Genomic DNA, 17,003 nt, shown 5'->3' with positions numbered 1-17,003 from the left:
GACTTTAGCAGAAAGCTTGCGAAACCGTATGATCAATCCCTTCAAACCTATTCAGCCGGGATTCACACCAGTTCCGGCGTCAATACCGCCCGCAATACCGCCTGCCGACTGCCGTCACGCGTGCGGCTCGCGAGCCACACGATGCCGCCCTTCCTGACGCTCCAGCTGTCGTCGCTGCCGGTAATCAATTGCGCGGCGACGCTGCCGAGCGTCGGCTGGTGCCCGACAATCACGACCGTCGGCGCGATGCCGTCCGGCCAGCCTGCCGCTGCCAGCACGTCGTCGACGCTGCCGCCCGGTGCGAGCGCGTCGACGGTCCGGTACTGGTCGGTCAGCGCCTCGACCGTCTGCACGGTGCGAGCCGCCGGGCTCGCGAGGATCACGCTGTTCGTCTCGAGCCTGCCGCGCAGCCATTTGGCCATCGCCTGCGCGTCCTTGCGGCCGCGGACGGTCAGCTGGCGCGCGAGATCGCTCGTCGCATAGTCTTCGGCTTCGGCGTGACGCCACAGGATCAGGTTCATCATGATGTTCTCCTTGCTTCGGCGAGCGTCCGCGCACGCATGCGTCGCGGCCGGCCGATCGTCCCGTGGATTGTCGCAAATCGCGGCCGGTTCGCCGCCGCGGCATTTACCCGCATGTCGTGATTGACCGGATGGATCATGCAACGATATAATCTTTGGCTCGTCGGAGCGTAGCGCAGCCTGGTAGCGCATCTGATTTGGGATCAGAGGGTCGTAGGTTCGAATCCTATCGCTCCGACCAAGGAATCAAGGGGTTACGGTTGAATACCGTAGCCCCTTTTCCGTTTACGGTCCTCATCAGGTAACAGCCTAGGTAACGACTGTGCTTCCCCCTAGGGTTGGCCACAGCTTTCGGCAAAAATTGAATTGCTATACTGGTTCGAAGAACGACAATCGAGAACGAGCCAATAAATGACCACGCTGCCTACAGGCTTGCCAACGGGGTGCCCTACATCGATCCCCGGCGTTCGGGCGTGCGCTAACGACGTCGTTTACCGCTTCACGCAGAACCCGCCAGCGCCCAACGACTTCTTATCGTACGCGGAACTTGGCCGAGTTGTATGGAAGCGGCCGCCGACGCAAGCGGCCATCTGCAAAAGCCACGGGATAAGCGTATTCACAAACACGCTCGATGCCGGGCATTTTCGCAGCTTGCAGCCAAACGGGGGTGGTTTGTATATGGCTACGGCAACCTTGACCCAAGCGGACGGCCTGATTGCGAAATCGGGAAGCTTGAGTCATCAAACGTGGTGGCCCTTCGACGGCACGAATCGAGCTTCACTGTTTAAATAGCGGAGGCCTAAATGTGGACTGCCCGTGGAAAGGTCGAATCAAACGAAAAGTTCGGGATGCTGCCCGTTGACCACGTACTGTATGAGGCCGACAGCCCTGTCTTGTTCATCAGTCATCCGGCCGCGCCCGCCAGGGGACCTGCGTACTTGGTCTACGAATCGACATTTGATGTTGAAGATAGATTAGTCCGCCTAGTCGTCGCCCCCACAAGGGCATCTCTCATCCGGCAATTGGAAGAAGGTTCTCTCTCTGTCGAACAAGCACTAGATCAACCTACTGTGTGGGCGGTTGACCAAGCTTTCGATGGCGAAATTCGACGCGTCGTCTTACTTGTGGAAGGACTTCATTCGGTTCCGGACGGATACAAACCGGAACCGGGAACCCGTCTCCGCCCTGACCACCACTACGTCGCTTAGCGCGTCAATCGATACGGCAGCCGTACGCCCTTATCATCAGCCATTCCATCCGGGCGTCACCCCGTGGGAAGCGCCCGCGTTATGCGCAACGTCGCCAAAGCAAATACGTTGGAATTTTCGCCCATCCTGTGAACATACGCGCCGACAACGAACGGTATCTAGCTGAGCATCGTCGCTTGGTACGCGAGGCCTTATATCTATGGCGTAAAGAAAGTCTTGCGGCCCACCAAGAGTGGGTACTCGAGACCGTCCGAACGCTCGCACTAGTTAATGCTGCAGGGTTGGCCGGCGTTGCGGCTATCTATGCTAGCGATAAGACGACGAAGCTCCTTGGCTCGTATCCTTCTGGCGCATTCTTCTTTGCTGGCCTCGCCTGCGCGGCATTAACGATGCACCAAAACTCCCTCGGGTTTCACTTTCGCCAGCAGGAAATAAAAGCACGGATCGATTCGTTGGACAGCGGCGAGCTAAACACGACGGATGCCCTCCGGCCAGCTACACGAGGTGCTCAAAATTTCAGACTTGCAGACGTTTTGGGCTGGTCATCTGGGGCGCTCTTTCTTGTCGGTGCGTGGCCGTTCATCAAGGTATTGTGGCCATTTTGACACGACGCGCGTCCGTGGAGGACGATGGCAAAGCGATTCTGCTCCGGACGTAAATCAGCGGTACGGGCCCTCCGTGTATTACGGGTCATTGTCCCGCGGCAGCAGACGCAACGGCCGGCGCAGATGCCGATATGGCAGGCTGAACCGTTGTCGTTGCATATCCGCATTGCTTCGACGAACGCAGATTGTCTAGTGCCTGACGCCGATCGCTGGCACTCTTCATCGCGGCGTCCTTCTCCATCACGTTTCCGATCCCGAAATCGCCAAGGAAGGACAGGACAGAGCGCCCATCAAACTCGCTCTCCTTGTCTATATGCGACACGAATCCGTCGACTCGAGCGATCTCCAAATCGATCTCGCGACAGTTCATGGTGTTGCGTTCGTAATTGGTCAGGCTCCCCATCCGCCCGTAGTACTTCGTCGCGCACCCCGCCAGTACAAGCAACGCCGCCATCGCGGCCAGCCCCGTTGTTCTCACTCTTGATCCCCGAAAGGTCTTGTTCTTCGACGCGTGCTGCAGTGAACCCCGGCCTACAGGACGTTCGCATGACGGAAAGGCATCGTCAACGCGCGTCGCCCCGCACTCCCGTGGTGTTGGACTGTAGATGCTCCCGTTCGAAAGCCTCGAGCTCAGGAAGCGGATATAGGATCTTCCGGCCCAGCTTAATAAATTTGGGCCCGCGCCCCTGGACGCGCCAGTTCGATAACGTGTTCTTCGAAACCCGTAAGCGCTCGGCGGCTTCTTCGGGTAGCAAATTAAGCGGTCGTTCCATTTTCCATCCCCTCATGTGAAAAACCGCGCGGGCTCGCAAGCCAGCGCGGCACGTGAAACCGGAGGCGAGTCAACGCCGGCCGGAGCGCGCCCGCTGTTGCATGCCTTCAATGACATATGCGAGTAGCAGGCAAAGCCCGTTGTTTTCAACACCGAACTTGCGTTTCGCATCGATCGCATTCGCGAAGTTGCGCCACTCATCAAGGAGTTCGTCCTTGTCCTGCGCCGTGGCCGTGCTCAGGTCCACGTATTTCAGCTTTTCCTCGAGCCAATCGAAGATGGTCCCAGCCTCGAGCTGCTCGAATATTTCGTCTTTGGTGACGTTGGCAAATTTGCCTGTGTCCAGATTCGCGTTCAAATCGAACGCCAGCATTGGGAGCACTGACGGAAACATGGAAGCGTCCTTTGTCATGAGCGGGGCTCGGCGCCGCCCCGTTGGCGTTTATTAAAGGTTGATCCTCGTTCGATCGGGCTCGACTTTGGCTGCCTTGACCTGGACACCCGCCCGGCCTTCGAACGCATCGCCGGCCGCGCAAAACATCAGCCCGTAGTACTCGTGGTCGCGCGGGACGTCATACCGAAACCAGTCGCCGGCGCGGATCCGCTCCATCTCGGTTCGCATCCACAAACCGCTAGTCGACACCTCAATCGAAAAGAACTCGTCAGATGAATTGCTGGCTTCTTCCCATTGCTCACGCTTCATGATCAACCCCCGATTGGCCTATCCGGTCTGTCTAGTAACCGTGATGTAACTGTAGGTGTCTCGGGTGTTTTTGGCAAGAAAATTCTATCACAAAGCATTTTTACGACATTTTGTTGCTTTATTCGTAACGTGTTGCGAATGTAGCAACAACGAACTTTAATTCGGGCACACAACAGCGCGGACACCCGGACCACCGCTGTTTGGCGCGCCAACCTGAAGCTGCCGCAACCCAACGCCGGGCATATACACGCTCACGCTTTGGCTGCCGGGGCTAGTGAGAACGCTGAGCGCCTGTGCCGTCAGTGCGTTGTCCAGTACGGCCACCGCCTGATTGCCGTACTGGATGACCGGGCCTGCCGCGTTGGTAACGCTTTGCAGAGTTCCGCCAACTCCGACCGAACCGCTCGCACCCCCACCGAAAGCCAGCGCTGAGTTCGGCGGGAGATCGATCGCCGGCCCGGAGAAATTCCCGGCACGAAAATCGACGCCCCGAACCAGAGGAACGCTACCCGTAGACCCAGCAAGGCGGATCAGATCGACCGCAGTTGGCGCCATTCCTGTGGGGTTGCTGTCATCCCCGAACTGAATACCGTTTTGCCAGCCGGCGCCGCCTGCTTGTTTGACGATATAGAGGGCCGCGCTAATGGTCGAGGCGTCGGCCGTGCTTGTTGACACATCGACAATCTGAACACCGGTCTTGCGCACCACCGGACGCCGCGCGTCGGTGTTTGCTTCGAGGCCGACCATCTCGGCGGTGGCGGCAGCAGTGGCGAGAACTTGCGCGTACGCGTTCATCCCCGATACGTTTCCGGACCCGCTCTGCAGAAATCCGAACCCGCACGAGCCGACCAGGAATTCACCGGTATTCGCACCGCTGCTGCTGATCTGCGCAGTGAACGCCTGCCGATGGCCGTTCCCGTTCGTACGGGTGTGGTTCACCACCACGCCATCGACGAACACCCCGGGGCCGGGAGAAAGGCTTTCGGTGAAATCCGTCTGGAATACTGGAATCGTGCCAGTACCCGAATTGACCATGTGGTACGTTGCAGTGGTGTCGCTCCACGGGAGCAGACGCCCATCGGCGATCTGCAAATCCCCTACCGACTTAGTAGCTGGAGCGAACACGGATAGCGTCGTGCCGCCAACACACCACACTCGGCCGGCCGGAATCACAGCGTTGAACTGCAGTTGCGTTCCGTTGTTGATCAAACTGTATGTGGCCGGATCTTGCGCCACGCCGTCCATCACCACCGTGCCGAGATTCGCCTTTGAGCCATAGGCGCGAGACAGTGTTACCGTCGTAGAAGAATTGAGGGTGTAATCGGTACCCGCCGTCCAGGACTCGTTGCGCAGATCCCCCGCGCCAACGGACGCCGGAAGCGGAAGGTAGGTGAGATTGCCGTTCGAATCGAACCCCAACATCGTCGCGGCGCGTTGGGCCGCAGGCAGCAACGTCGCCGGCAAAGGCTCATACGTCGGGAACACAATGGCGTGGCCAGCTACTTCGTTAAGCTGCTGCACCGCCATCGTCAATTGATCAAGTGCCTGCTCGTGCGTGGCCGCCGGAAACGGATCGTTCGGGACGTAATGCACTAACTGCGTGAACGGCACGTTGCGCAGAATAGCCAGCTTCTGCCCGGCTGTCGGCGCAACCGTAGTGGTGATCGCCCCGCCGCCAACCACGCCGGCGCCTGATACCGTGTAGTCCGAATTCAGCACCAACGTAGCCGTGGTCGGCGGAGTAGTACTGGTGTCGGTACGCAACACCTTGATGTGCGTGTTATCCAGGAAATAAAACGGAACCGGGAACAAGGTGGTCGCACCGTTCCCGGTGTAGTCTGCCCGCGTGGTGGAAGTCTGGACTGTCATGTCGTGTCCTGTACGTGCTGCGGGCCTTATCCATTGGGGGCTCCAGGTTGAGAGAAAATTATCGTTGTGATGAGTTCGGTTGGAGTGCTTTTCCAACCGTAGTTGCCGTCCCTACAGTTGCTGCGCTTTGCGCAAGCGATCGTACGGCAGGCGCTGATTGCGCTAATGCACTTCCAACAGCCCCGGTAGCGGCGCCAGCAGCAGCGCCTGTTATGTAGGACTTCAGAGTTTCGCCAAGAATGGGTTCAAACCGGTCCCAAAAATCAGAAGGTGACTTAAAGTCGCCTTTCACATAAGCATCCATTAATGTCATTCGCAATGCTGTAGGCAGGGCAAACGCTCCGGCCATAGCTGTAACCGCCGCACCAGGACCGGTTTCCGAACCACCCAGGGCACCGCCGGCGGCGCCGATCACGGCTGCGGGTGCGTCTCCGGTGAACTGCGCGATGTTGGCTGCGAAGCGCTTATACCAAGGCTGGCCCGGTTGCATCGAAACATCCGGCGCTTTGCCGCGGGATATAAGCCCCGTGACAGAGCTTTGCCAGCCCGCGTCAATCGCTTGGCCCACACTCATTTCATTGTTCCCCGTCGACGTCGCTGGCCAGGTGTCTCGCGGAACGCTCACTCCGAAATGAGCCGCGATCTCGTCCACCGAAAATCCAGCGGAATGCAGCTGCCTCACTTGCTTCGTTTGCCAGTCTTCAATTTCGTCAGAGCTGAATCCAGCGGCCCGAAACTGATTGATCTGAGCGACCCCTGACGGAATATCCTGATCAGGCATGTTGTCTTGGTCACTCATTCGCATCATCCTTCGGAAAAGTCCATCCTGGAAATTCGCAAGCCGATCTAGTGAGTTCGATTACACGACGTGCGATCTCGGGGATCGTCGTATCGCGCGCGGCTGAATTAGTGCGAAGTGGCGTACCGTCGCCGGGACGACTGCTCGCGAGGCCACACTTGCTCCCGCCACCAAAACGCGCCTTTCTGCAATCTCGGCAATAGGCCTGCAGGCCGTCGCGACTACTCGTATTCCGGGAAAAAGCATCTCGCGGTAGAAGTTGATGGCATCCGGTGCATTGCTTTTCCGTAATCACGTGCGCCCCCTCAATCGAAGATGTCGTAATCGGTAGAACGCGCCACGCTCGGCCGGCTTTCCCGCTCGTTCCGGTACGTTTCGCGTGACGGCTCGCCCCAGCGCACTCCGACTTGCATCGGGTTACGCTCGGGTGGACGATCGTCGCCAAGAAGCGGGTAGTCGACGTCGGCGGCCTGACGGATGCGCGAACCCTGCCGGCGCTCCTTACCGACTGCCAGTTCCGCACCGCCCAGTCCAAGCACGCCGTACTGCAGCGCGTCTTGAATGTGGCTGTACATGTTCTTCGTTGGCGTATCGTGGAAGTGTGTGCCGTTGCCGGACTGCACCGGTTGGAAGCAATACTTCCCATTGAAACCGCCGCGCAGCGTCTTGCACTTGGGTGACAACTGGAAGCCTGGATATCCGTCTACCGCTTTTTCCAGGAAGAACGTCACGGCCTCCGTGCGCAGTGTGATCTCGTTCGTTCGCGCAGGGCGCCACCGCCAAGGCGTGTTGGCGTTGAGTACGTCGAATGCGGTGCGCTCCGTGTCCGTGCTACGCGCGCTGCCCGCAGGGTCGCCATATGCGCCGATCACGGTCAGATGCGCGTAGTGCTGCTTCCAGTACGTGTCGAGCGTCTTGGCAAATCGGCTGATACCTGCGTCGGTCGCCACTAGTTCATCGAATACGACTACGCGGCCGTCGGCCTGCTGCTGAATAAAAGCTACGGCTGGCGTCAATCCGAAGTCGATTCCGAGGACCACGCCAAGGTTCGGCGCCGGAATGACGTCGTTCTGAGGAACGTGGAAGGTGTCCCGAAACGCCGGATACACCACCTTGCCGATACGCTGCGCCACAAACTGCGCATGCACGAAGCGGCGGCACCAATCCTCGTCGTTGGAGTCGAGCAGGCGCTGGTAATAGCCGCGCGGGAGGTTATTCACGTTCTCCGCGTCCGGCTCCATACCGCCGGGCTGAATGAAGAACTCCCACGACTTCGGGCAGCTCATCAGCTTCTCGTGTACCCAGTGGTCCGGGTCAGTCATGTTCGACGTGAGAAGTAGCCCCGACCAGTAACACCCGCCGTCGCGTACGCTCGGATAGCGGCCGACCCGCCCAAGAGCCGCTTGGATAATCTCGAAGGGAACCTCTGATACCTCGTCGAACCACACACCCGTAAACTCGAACGAGCGCAGTTTCTCCGCATCTTCCGGTCGATCGAGCGGGAAGAACAGCACTTCGATTTCGAGATCCGACGTACTGATGTTGTGCACGATCGGTGAGCCCATAGTCACGCGACCGAAATCGCGCGGCTGCCACGACTGCCACGTCTTGATGGTTGCGCCCACCAGATCCCGATACGTCGGTCGGATCACTGCCCAGCGCGAGCGGCGCTTCCCGTCCGGTCCGATCGGCTGCAGGGCTGACAACATCAGGATCGTCATTACCGCAGTGGAAGACTTCGCGGAGCCGACGGGGCCCATCAGCACACGCACATCGGCCGTGCTTTCCATGAAAGCGCGGGCTTTCGGGCCTGGAGGTTCAAACGAGATGACGCGGCTATTCACTGTCTGCAATCTCCGCGCGGGGCGCCTGCGGCGTTACCCCACTGATGACGAACGTCACGCGGCCAGCACCGGCGTTCGGGTCTTTGTCCTTCATAAGGCCCGCCAGCTTCATGCGCAGTTCGGCCACGCGCGTAAGTGCGGTTGCGTTCTTCGTCTGCACCGCGAACGCTGCTGCCGTTTCAAGTTCTTTCATTGCTGCGTCGAAGTCATAACCTGCTTTCTCGCGCAGCTCGGCACGGCGCCTATCGAGTTCGGCCACGATCAACGGATTGCGCGCAAGATCACTCGCGCGGCCGTCACTGAACCCCGCTTCCCGCGCCGCCACTGGGCCAGACTTGCCCGCGAGTCGGCCGTCGATGTACTTGAGATGGCGATCGCTCAGCTTTACAAGGCGCGGCACGGTTAGCCTCCCACGCGATCGATAACACGCGCTGACATCGCGACCCAGACGCGTGTGTGGTGGAGACTGCAATACGACGAACCGGCAATCGACGGCGCACCGCAGAAAGCCAGCAGGCCGGTACGTTCAAGCCGTCCGCCATGGAACTGGCAACGCGGGTAGAACCGGTTCATGCGCGCCCCCGGGCCTTCGCCAAGTTGAAAATGGTCGTGATGAGCCACGGGTTGGAACCGAGCCCGCTCACTTCTAGCATGTCGTGAAGGTTCGGATTGGCCTTCGCCATCCGCTGCACCTCCTGCTGCGCCACTTTCAGATTCGCCTCGTAGTCGTTTCCCCACTGACGCTGCAGCAAAAGCTCCGCTTGCTGTGTCGCGACGTTGCGTTGCTCGGCGGAGGGAGGACTGGCCGCCGCGGTATTCCACAAGCGGCCGATCTCGTTGCCTATACTGGCCGGCACGCCTTCGCTGACGAACAAATGGCGCACCGCCATGTCCTGCGCCTGGTCAACCTGAACGTTGGACTCGACGGCACCGAAGTTGTACGCCGCGGCGTTGCCGGGGCCAGTGAACACCGCAGCATCGATCGGGTCGACACCTGGCGGCAGAGTGGGGGGCTTGGTCGCGGCGACGAGCGGATCGAAACCCTGATCGGCACCGGCCGCGGCATCTGCAGCAAGCATCGCGTCCGCTTGCTCACGCGTCCACACGCCGCGCTCAACAAGCGCCGATGCCATCGTATGTTCGGCGCTCTCTGCGCCAGTTGTTTGGATGTCATCCATCATGCTGCCCCCAGGGTCGTCTGCAGCCACGCGCCGATGCGTTTTGCCTTCACATCCAGCCCCTCAACAAGGCGCGGTTCCGGAAGCAGCTCCGCCCACGAACAGCCAAGCCGAGCGAGCTCGGTTCGCACGTCGCCTGCAAGCTGCGCCTCACCCAAGTGCGCCGCCTCGATGTCGATGCGCGCGGTACCGTCGAGCGCTACATGTAGGTCGGTGTTCGCCTTCATGAGCTCCCGGTATGCATCTGCAAGCACCGCAGCCGCTGCGGCAACGGCGGACATCTTGTCGGCCCGAATCGCGGCAAGGCGCGCAGCGTCCTTCCTGCGGCTTTTCAACGCTGCGGCCTGGGCAGCGGCCACCGCTTCGTCGTGGCGCTGCTGCGCGACAGCAATCGCGCCGCGCAATGCGTCCGCACGTTCTCGAGCGCCCCCGGCCTCTCGCAACAAGGCCGCGACGCGGGCCGAGCCTGCGCCGTCCTCCAGCAGAGCATCGGCATAGGCGCCTCGCGCTGCGGTGGCGGCCTGCTCGGCTACCTGTTGCTCATGCGACAAAGCTCCGATTGTCTGCTCGAGCCTTTCCGCGTTTTGCTTTCCGAACATCGGCGGTTTCCTTGGTTGTTACGATTTTCGTAACACATTGAAAATAAACAACTTTCCGTGAATTCATTATGCCGATTCGCGGCCCCGTAAACAAGAAAAATTTTGCAGTGCTTGACAAATTGTTTCCGCCGTCAGGATGAAATCTAAAATCGCGCGGGGACTTGCCCCCGGCAATCCACGCGGCTGGCCGAAATCCGGCCCCACCCGGCACCCGCACCCCTGGAGGGTCGACGGGTCCCATCTGGGCCCGACGTCTCGCCGTGCGCGCCCCTTCGACGCGGGGCGTTTGATTGAGCATCAGAGGGCCGTAGGCTGGACAAGCTTGTGCGCCAAGGCTTCGGCCAGTGCAGGATGCTCACTGGTCGCACATTGGTCGCGTTCAGCGCATTGATGCGTGGGTGCAGGTGCTGGTGACGAGCCTGCGGCGCAGCGAGCATTACCGATCGGGCGACACTTGCGGAATGCCGTTTCGTCGCCCCGGAAACGATCACCGGGTCGACCGCTTCGCACGCCGCGGCGAACACCGACGTGACGAACTACGTCGTGAGCGTGATGGGCCCGACGCGGCAGTCAGGCACTGGCTTGCCTGGGCTGCTATACGAGGGGCTCGAGCAACGGGTGCGCGCCTTCAGTTACCTGCGCGTTACCTTCGCATCCAAATCTTGGTAATGCCCCGGCTCACACCCTATACGGCCAAGGCTAAGCGCATCGTTGAGCACCGCATACCCGATCAGGTGGTCGCAATGAAGGCACACGTCCGCAGTGGTTAACGCGATCGGCTGATGGCGCGACACACCGCCTACCCTGCCCGATCGGCGCGCCTCGCGCACGGAGCGTGGTTTGTGGGCGCAATGCCTCCCACACCGCTGCGCGTGGCTGCTAGAACATTGGACGTCCAAGGCTCGATGACGAACGGGGCGGAGCAATCGCAGTCCAATGTGGTCATCGGACTGCGGCACCACATCGGACCTGTGAAACCCTTGCTGCACATGGTTCGGTCCAACCAGTCCAATCAGTCCAATATAAATAGAAGGTAGTAGGAAGGCGGAGTTATCGCTCACGTGGTAGAAACCGGCGCTCCGCAATTGCAGTTCTCCGGCGGAATACGGTTTCGAACACTGGACCAGGGACCAATTGGCCCAAGCCTTATCCGACAAGGGTTTGCGGCGGTCCAAAGAGAAACTACGTATCGGACCGGTCCGATTGCCCGGACCAAAAGAAAGCCGCCCCGAAGGGCGGCGCAAACCGGATCGATGCACGCGGGAATCAGCTGAATATATCGGTTTCCCCCCAGTCGATCGATGCCCGGATGTTCGTTTCGAACGCTGATCTTGCCTTTTTCAGCGGGGGAAACACCTTTTGTCGTTCTCGATCGCCATTGACGCGGGGGCGGTAGTCCTGCACTGACTTACCCTCTGCGTCTTGCAACAGCCGCTTCATTTCCTTCCAGAATATCCGCGGATCTGCCGGCTTGAATTCGCGCGTCGTTTTCGCGCCTTCAACGTAGCGGCCGTATGTCTCAGCCTGTGGAACGATCAGCGGTTCGTCCTTCCATTCGGCCATTCCGATCGCCGCGTCATAGAGCCGATCGTGTAGCCAACGTGCAGGCCCCTCGAGGCTTGCTGTCTTCTGGTCTGCCAGTGCGTTGGTCTGTGGGATTTGTCGAACGTCATAGGCGGTCAAATCGTAGTGCAGCAGTTCATGCAACATGCCTTCGAAGCCTCCTTGCCGCAGCTGCTGGCGCAGCGCATCGAAGTATCGGCCGTCCTGACGCTTGCTGTCCGCGACGTCAAGCACGCAGAACCGCCGCGAGTCGGCACTCGCCGGCACCACCCAGTCGTGATTCGACGCCATCATCAGATGGACACAGTTGTCCTGGGGCACGGCGTCGCGCCCCTTGGCTTCGATCATCAGCTTGTCTTCGGTGATGAGTGCAAAAAGTGCGCCGCGGCCCTGCTTGTCGCCAGACCAAAACGCCTCGTCAGCGAACACGAACGTGGCCGCGCGGAGATGGCTGTTGAAACTGCCGGTCAAGTGTTTGCTCTGCGACAGATGTTTCGCGTGGTGGCCGAACAAATGCTTGATGGCCCACGCCAGCGTCCCTTTGCCGACACCTTCCCGGCCCCGCAGTACCAATGCGACTTCACCGGGCTCACCAGGTTGCTGAACCATGCGGGCGAGCCAGCCGATAACGTAGCGATCGACCGACGCGTCGCCCGAGCAGATGACGTCGCGTATGTGATTGCGCATGAGCGACCAGTCTCCGGCCTTCGGCTCGACTGCGAACCCGCGCCACAGGTTGTAGAAGCGGGACGGCACCGTCTTGCCAGGCTTGAATACTACTTTGTCATAGCTTCGGCGGCGGGTTGAACTCATCCACGCTTCGGTGAGTGGCACGCTTCGCTTACCATCCTGGAATGTCAACGCAGCATGTTTCCGGTTGAATGCCTCCACCGACAGGAACTCGAGCGTCGGCAATCCGTCCTCGTCTGTCGTTTCCCACCCGATTGCGCTCTGACCACCGTGCAGCGTGTAGAAGAACTGGCTGTTTAGCTTCTCAAACGGATGCACACCGCTGTTCACTTCTTCCGGCTGTTCGCTTTTCGTGAACACGGCTTCCGGCGCGTGTACACCGGCCGGTTCCTGCCCGTATTTGTAGGCATGCGCGACCTTGGCGGCGAGTTCGTCGGCGTCCCACGGCGGGTCGCACCGATCGTTCCAGCATTCAAGCATCAGGTCGAGCGCCTGCTGCTGCGTGCAGCCCAAATCCTTGCACTTCGCGGCCACCTTGTAAGTGGTCAGATCCCCGCTGCGGTTCTCTACCGCGATTGGTGCTGTGTTCAGGTACTCAACGACGCGAGCTTCGGCGCGGGCCGCGTCGACGCCGTCGAGCGGGGTGTTATCGACGGGCGTGGCCTCCGCCTTAGTTCCAACGTCGCGGGCTAGTTTGTACAACCATTGGGGAGCCTGCTGGATGCGCGTGTTTGGGTTAACGAACACGTACGCCTTGCCGCCTATCGTCGAGCCGGGGGCGGCCACATAGCCGTTGTACCCGCGCACGTCGAGCGCGGAGCCCAGCTTACCCTCAGACTTGCCAACCGGCGCCGGGCAATAGAACCAGAGATGCCGGCCGCCACTCGGGGTCAACGTCGTGAGTGTTTCCGGCAGCTTGCCGTACTTCGCTTCGAGCTGCGCAAGCTCGGCGCTTCCGTTCTTGCCGGACTTGTCGTCGACATCCAGCACGAAGATATGCACGCCGTTGTGCGTGTTCGTGTGAATGGCGATATTGCGGTCGGGCCCGTTCGCCCACCAGGCATTGATGCGCTTGGCGTCGCGGCCTGACTGGTGCGGCCACTTACTGATTGCAGGCGTCTTACCATCGCTCTTCTGGCCGTCACCAACCCACGGCTTCAGCGGGAACACGTTGAAGCCGCGCGCCGCCAGCCCGGCTGCGTAACTGCCTTTGGTAATGTCACTCATCGCGCGCCCCCTTTTCCATCCACGTGGCCGGAACAGCACACGCAATACCGGCCGTCGCGGGGATCGGCTTCAGCCAGTTGGCGGGATCGTTGAGGTAATCGCGCATATACCAGGCGTTATCGGATATGACACGATCCGCTTTCATCAGGTCGTCGCGCGTGTCGATTCGGTAGTGCTTGGCGAGTTCCTGGGCGCCGCGGACAGTGCGCAGCGACGCTGCCACGTCCTCGATTGCAAACGTGTCGTCACAGATCGCCGTCAGACGGCGCATCCATGCATTGGCATCCACGCGGGCGATAGGCTGCCAGCCGCCTATATAGAACTGCAGTGGAAAGCCGCTGATCTCGCAGCTGATGACGGCGCACTCATCGATAGGCGCATCGTCCTGCGGCTCGATCTCAACATGTGATAGGCACTCACTCGCGCCGTATTCAATGGCGTGGTTGAAAATCGCGCGAACGTGTTCCAGACAGTCATCCGGCAACCAGACAAAACCCACTGGCAGTTGTATTTCCTCTGCAGTGCGAATAGAATTGCAATCACCGTAGACTGTATTTTGTTGGGGCTGGGGCACATTCGGAGTGTCCCGGCCCTTTTCTTTTGCGTCCATCATCACACCCCCGTCGAAGCGGCTTCGCGCGCATCAATCCATGCCTGAACTGCGCTCGCCTTCCATGCGATCCGGTTGGCGGACAGCTTGATCGGAGCGGGAAACGTGCCGCCTTTTACAAGCCGATAGATGTGCATCCGACTGAACGGAACACCGAATTCCCGCGCGAGTTGTGGAAAGCGCACTAGTCGGTGCGGGTTGGCCGTGGGTGTAACGCTAACGGAATTTACTGCGGTCATGATGCGTTCCTTCAAGGTTCGATAAACGGAACCTCGGCAGACGCGAGCGGCGGCAGAATAGAAAACGCCCCGATGCGCGGCCGATGGTCGGCTTTGCTATCGGAGCGTCTTGGGGGCGGTGGGTCAGATATATCTGGCTGCCTCGCGATAATCTCTGGTGTATGAGATTGATGGCGACCCGCCGCCTTATCCTTCAGCTCGGACAGGCAACGCGAGGCATGACTGCACAGTACCGGCTCAACATTTCCGGTGTCAATATCAGCGTGTAACGTCGTTGCGCTTTTCGTAACACGCTACGCCCGCGCCACAAATTCAATGACCCGCCCGCCGGTTGGCCGCGCATCGATGCGCTCGATATGCCGCGCCCACATTTCCAGGGCTGCGCGCCGCTCGGGCAAGTACTCCGCATGGTTGTAGACACCCGCGACACCGGCCTTCGCCGCACCGCTTACGTGATTCACTAGCGCCTCCACGATGTGCGGTTTGATTCCCATGCTGTTCAGCCCCGTGACGACGGTGCGGCGAAGATCGTGCAGGCGCCACGGAGTGGCCATCGCCCGCTTCAGACTTTCCAACTGCCTGTCATCGCAGGCTTTCTTGGCCACTTCGAGTTCTTCCGCAATGCGGGTGGAAATTGCTCCATCGATGGTTCGCTTGATGCTACTGAACCCTGACAGCGGCGTTTTACCGGTCGTGGTGAACACATAAGGGCACTCCGGTGGCGATGTCCTGTTCTCCTTCGCCATGCGCAGCAGAAAGGCCGCTGCGGGCGCCAACGGTACGATGTGCGGCAGCCTGTTTTTGGTTCTTGCCGCTGGCAGCAGGATATACGGCTTATCTCCGTCTAGGTCGCGGATTTCGTCCCACTGCAGCGAAACAATCTCGTCGCGGCGCTGGCCGGTCAACGCCAGCAGTTTGTAGGGCGTTTCGAAAATCCCCGCCGCCGGCAGGGATTGCCACACGATACGCAGTTCGTCGTCGCTCAACACTCGCGACCTACCGGCCGGGCCATCTGGCGCTTTCATACGGTCTGTTGGCGCCGTCGTGATGACGTCCTTTTCTACGGCCCAGTTCAGCATGACGCGCAGATAAACGAACGCCTTGTTGGCGACTATGCTCGAGGCGCGCTCATCGATGGCGTCCAGTCTCTCGCGCACCTGCGCCCGTGTGATCGACTTCAGTGGCCGGTTCTCCCAGTCCGCGAAATCAGGGCCAGTTAAAACCCGCTCGTATTCGTCCAGTGTCTTCGACTTGAGCGCAGTCGGTCCTTTGCTCTTCGCCGTAAGGAAACGTCCGCGCACGGCGCTGAACGTGTTGCGACTGTCCTCGACCGCTGCCGCGGCCTTCGCGACCTTAGCCGCCTGGGGATCCTCGCCGCGGTCGATCTTCTCTATATAGTCCCGTGCCGCTCTACGTGCTGCGTCGAGGGTCATGGCCGGATATTGCCCCAGCGTGCTTCGCACCAACTTCTTTTCTCCAGCAACCAGTGCGCGCTTCAGGACCATCCACGCTTTGGCCCCTTTATACGACACACGAAGCCCCAACCCTGGCACCAGCGCGTCCCAGTATTCGACCTGCCCCGCCGCGGGAGGTGTGATGCTCTGAACTTTCTTATCGGTAAGGGAAAGGCGCGCCATAATTCTCCGAGCCGCAGGTAACACCAAGGTAACACACCGGTCAGATTGCCGGCGTTGCACTACGTTACCAATAGTGCCAACCGTGCCGATAAAAATCAATAATTTCCTGTACTTACAGAATCATTTGAAAACTTGGCGTGACGCAATGTTAAGCGGTGTTACCTGAGTTTCCCTGATTTGGGATCAGAGGGTCGTAGGTTCGAATCCTATCGCTCCGACCAAGGAATCAAGGGGTTACGGTTAAACACCGTAGCCCCTTTTCCGTTTCTGGGCCCTGCGCCGCCCGCACGGATTCCCGGCTCACGCACTTCCGTTCATTGTAGGGATTCATTGGGGCACCGACGCGACAACGCTCCGGCCCTGCCCGCACCCGCGCGCGACACTTCCGGGAACACGCGATAATGCGTATGAACAACCCGCATCCGCGCATGAAAAACAACATCGTCAAAACCGCCCTCTGCGCGTCGCTGCTCGTGCTCGCGACCGCCGGCCCCGCGTCGGCGAAAGCGCTCGACGACGCGCTCGACTGCCATTCGACCGGCCACAAGTTCGTCGCGCCGCTGCTCGCCGCCGGCGACATCCAGTCGGAGCCGATGCACGTCGAATCGAATTCCGTGAACGCATTCCGCACGAACCGCTCGCTGACGGCGTACGGCTTCGGCGTCTATGTCGTGCTGGGCTATCAAGCGAACGACCCGATCTTCCGTCCGGGCGACGGCACGCCGATCGGCGACTGGGCCTACGGCGTCGTGGTACGCGGCACGAAGAGTGCGGTGGAGGAAGCCGTGCGCAAGGCCGGCAGCGACGCGACCGTCAAGCAGGCGTTCCCGTTTCTGACCGCGATCGTCTGCTCGTCGGATTGAGCGAGCCGTCAGGACGGTCGTGCGGCACGCCTGAGGCCACCGCAGCCACGCTCCCGCCCCATCAACGGCTTCCAGG

General features: G+C 60.2%; 16 protein-coding genes and 1 tRNA gene. 2 read left to right on the top strand and 15 right to left on the bottom strand.

What is annotated here, in order from left to right:
* Positions 1–62 precede the first annotated feature (62 nt).
* Entirely contained in the window at positions 63–524 is a 462-nt protein-coding gene (gene sixA / locus AC1VVG_RS06730) for a phosphohistidine phosphatase SixA (protein WP_034186762.1), read from the bottom strand.
* 161 nt (positions 525–685) lie between these two features.
* Here sixA and AC1VVG_RS06725 point away from each other — a divergent pair.
* Positions 686–762: transfer RNA gene (locus AC1VVG_RS06725), tRNA-Pro, on the top strand.
* A 1,657-nt stretch (positions 763–2,419) separates the two neighbouring features.
* On the opposite strand, the gene AC1VVG_RS06720 is transcribed toward AC1VVG_RS06725, so the two are convergent.
* The 14 genes from AC1VVG_RS06720 to AC1VVG_RS06655 all read right to left on the bottom strand — a co-directional run bounded on the left by AC1VVG_RS06720 (position 2,420) and on the right by AC1VVG_RS06655 (position 16,064).
* Complete coding sequence (locus AC1VVG_RS06720; protein ID WP_482835886.1) at positions 2,420–2,788, bottom strand: hypothetical protein; 369 nt, start codon at positions 2,786–2,788, stop codon at positions 2,420–2,422.
* A gap of 109 nt (positions 2,789–2,897) precedes the next feature.
* Positions 2,898–3,107 carry a helix-turn-helix domain-containing protein gene (locus tag AC1VVG_RS06715; RefSeq protein ID WP_482835399.1) on the bottom strand — a complete coding sequence of 70 codons (210 nt, stop codon included), beginning with the start codon at positions 3,105–3,107 and terminating at the stop codon, positions 2,898–2,900.
* 69 nt (positions 3,108–3,176) lie between these two features.
* Positions 3,177–3,518: a hypothetical protein gene (locus tag AC1VVG_RS06710; protein WP_482835398.1), complete on the bottom strand. Its 342-nt coding sequence runs from the start codon at positions 3,516–3,518 to the stop codon at positions 3,177–3,179.
* A 33-nt stretch (positions 3,519–3,551) separates the two neighbouring features.
* Positions 3,552–3,809, bottom strand: coding sequence for a hypothetical protein (locus AC1VVG_RS06705; protein ID WP_482835397.1), 258 nt, complete (start codon positions 3,807–3,809; stop codon positions 3,552–3,554).
* A gap of 156 nt (positions 3,810–3,965) precedes the next feature.
* A complete protein-coding gene (locus AC1VVG_RS06700) occupies positions 3,966–5,678 on the bottom strand; it encodes a hypothetical protein (protein WP_482835396.1) in 1,713 nt (570 codons plus the stop codon).
* Between the two features lie 58 nt (positions 5,679–5,736).
* A complete protein-coding gene (locus AC1VVG_RS06695; protein ID WP_482835395.1) occupies positions 5,737–6,477 on the bottom strand; it encodes a hypothetical protein in 741 nt (246 codons plus the stop codon).
* Positions 6,478–6,782: 305 nt separating this feature from the next.
* On the bottom strand, positions 6,783–8,267 hold the full coding sequence (locus AC1VVG_RS06690; RefSeq protein WP_482835394.1) for a hypothetical protein: 1,485 nt from the start codon (positions 8,265–8,267) through the stop codon (positions 6,783–6,785).
* A gap of 46 nt (positions 8,268–8,313) precedes the next feature.
* On the bottom strand, positions 8,314–8,721 hold the full coding sequence (locus tag AC1VVG_RS06685) for a thioredoxin domain-containing protein (RefSeq protein ID WP_482835393.1): 408 nt from the start codon (positions 8,719–8,721) through the stop codon (positions 8,314–8,316).
* 169 nt (positions 8,722–8,890) lie between these two features.
* Positions 8,891–9,502 (bottom strand): hypothetical protein, encoded by a 612-nt coding sequence (locus tag AC1VVG_RS06680; protein ID WP_482835392.1) that lies wholly within the window; start codon positions 9,500–9,502, stop codon positions 8,891–8,893.
* Complete coding sequence (locus tag AC1VVG_RS06675; protein ID WP_482835391.1) at positions 9,499–10,098, bottom strand: hypothetical protein; 600 nt, start codon at positions 10,096–10,098, stop codon at positions 9,499–9,501. The genes AC1VVG_RS06680 and AC1VVG_RS06675 overlap by 4 nt, the downstream gene beginning before the upstream one ends.
* Positions 10,099–11,364: 1,266 nt before the next feature.
* Positions 11,365–13,578: a bifunctional DNA primase/polymerase gene (locus tag AC1VVG_RS06670; protein ID WP_482835390.1), complete on the bottom strand. Its 2,214-nt coding sequence runs from the start codon at positions 13,576–13,578 to the stop codon at positions 11,365–11,367.
* Entirely contained in the window at positions 13,571–14,191 is a 621-nt protein-coding gene (locus tag AC1VVG_RS06665; protein ID WP_482835389.1) for a hypothetical protein, read from the bottom strand. Before AC1VVG_RS06665 ends, AC1VVG_RS06670 begins: the two co-directional genes overlap by 8 nt.
* The gene (locus AC1VVG_RS06660; protein ID WP_482835388.1) at positions 14,191–14,427 is read right to left on the bottom strand and encodes a helix-turn-helix transcriptional regulator; all 237 of its coding nucleotides are present in this window, start codon (positions 14,425–14,427) and stop codon (positions 14,191–14,193) included. Before AC1VVG_RS06660 ends, AC1VVG_RS06665 begins: the two co-directional genes overlap by 1 nt.
* A 293-nt stretch (positions 14,428–14,720) precedes the next feature.
* Complete coding sequence (locus AC1VVG_RS06655; RefSeq protein ID WP_482835387.1) at positions 14,721–16,064, bottom strand: tyrosine-type recombinase/integrase; 1,344 nt, start codon at positions 16,062–16,064, stop codon at positions 14,721–14,723.
* A gap of 428 nt (positions 16,065–16,492) precedes the next feature.
* On the opposite strand from AC1VVG_RS06655, the gene AC1VVG_RS06650 reads away from it, so the two are divergent.
* A complete protein-coding gene (locus AC1VVG_RS06650; RefSeq protein ID WP_059557062.1) occupies positions 16,493–16,927 on the top strand; it encodes a hypothetical protein in 435 nt (144 codons plus the stop codon).
* Positions 16,928–17,003: the final 76 nt, after the last annotated feature.

This window comes from Burkholderia sp. L-4 (assembly GCF_056856535.1).
The sequence above is the reverse complement of the archived record's forward strand: the minus strand, read 5'-3'. Positions and strand labels throughout refer to the sequence as shown.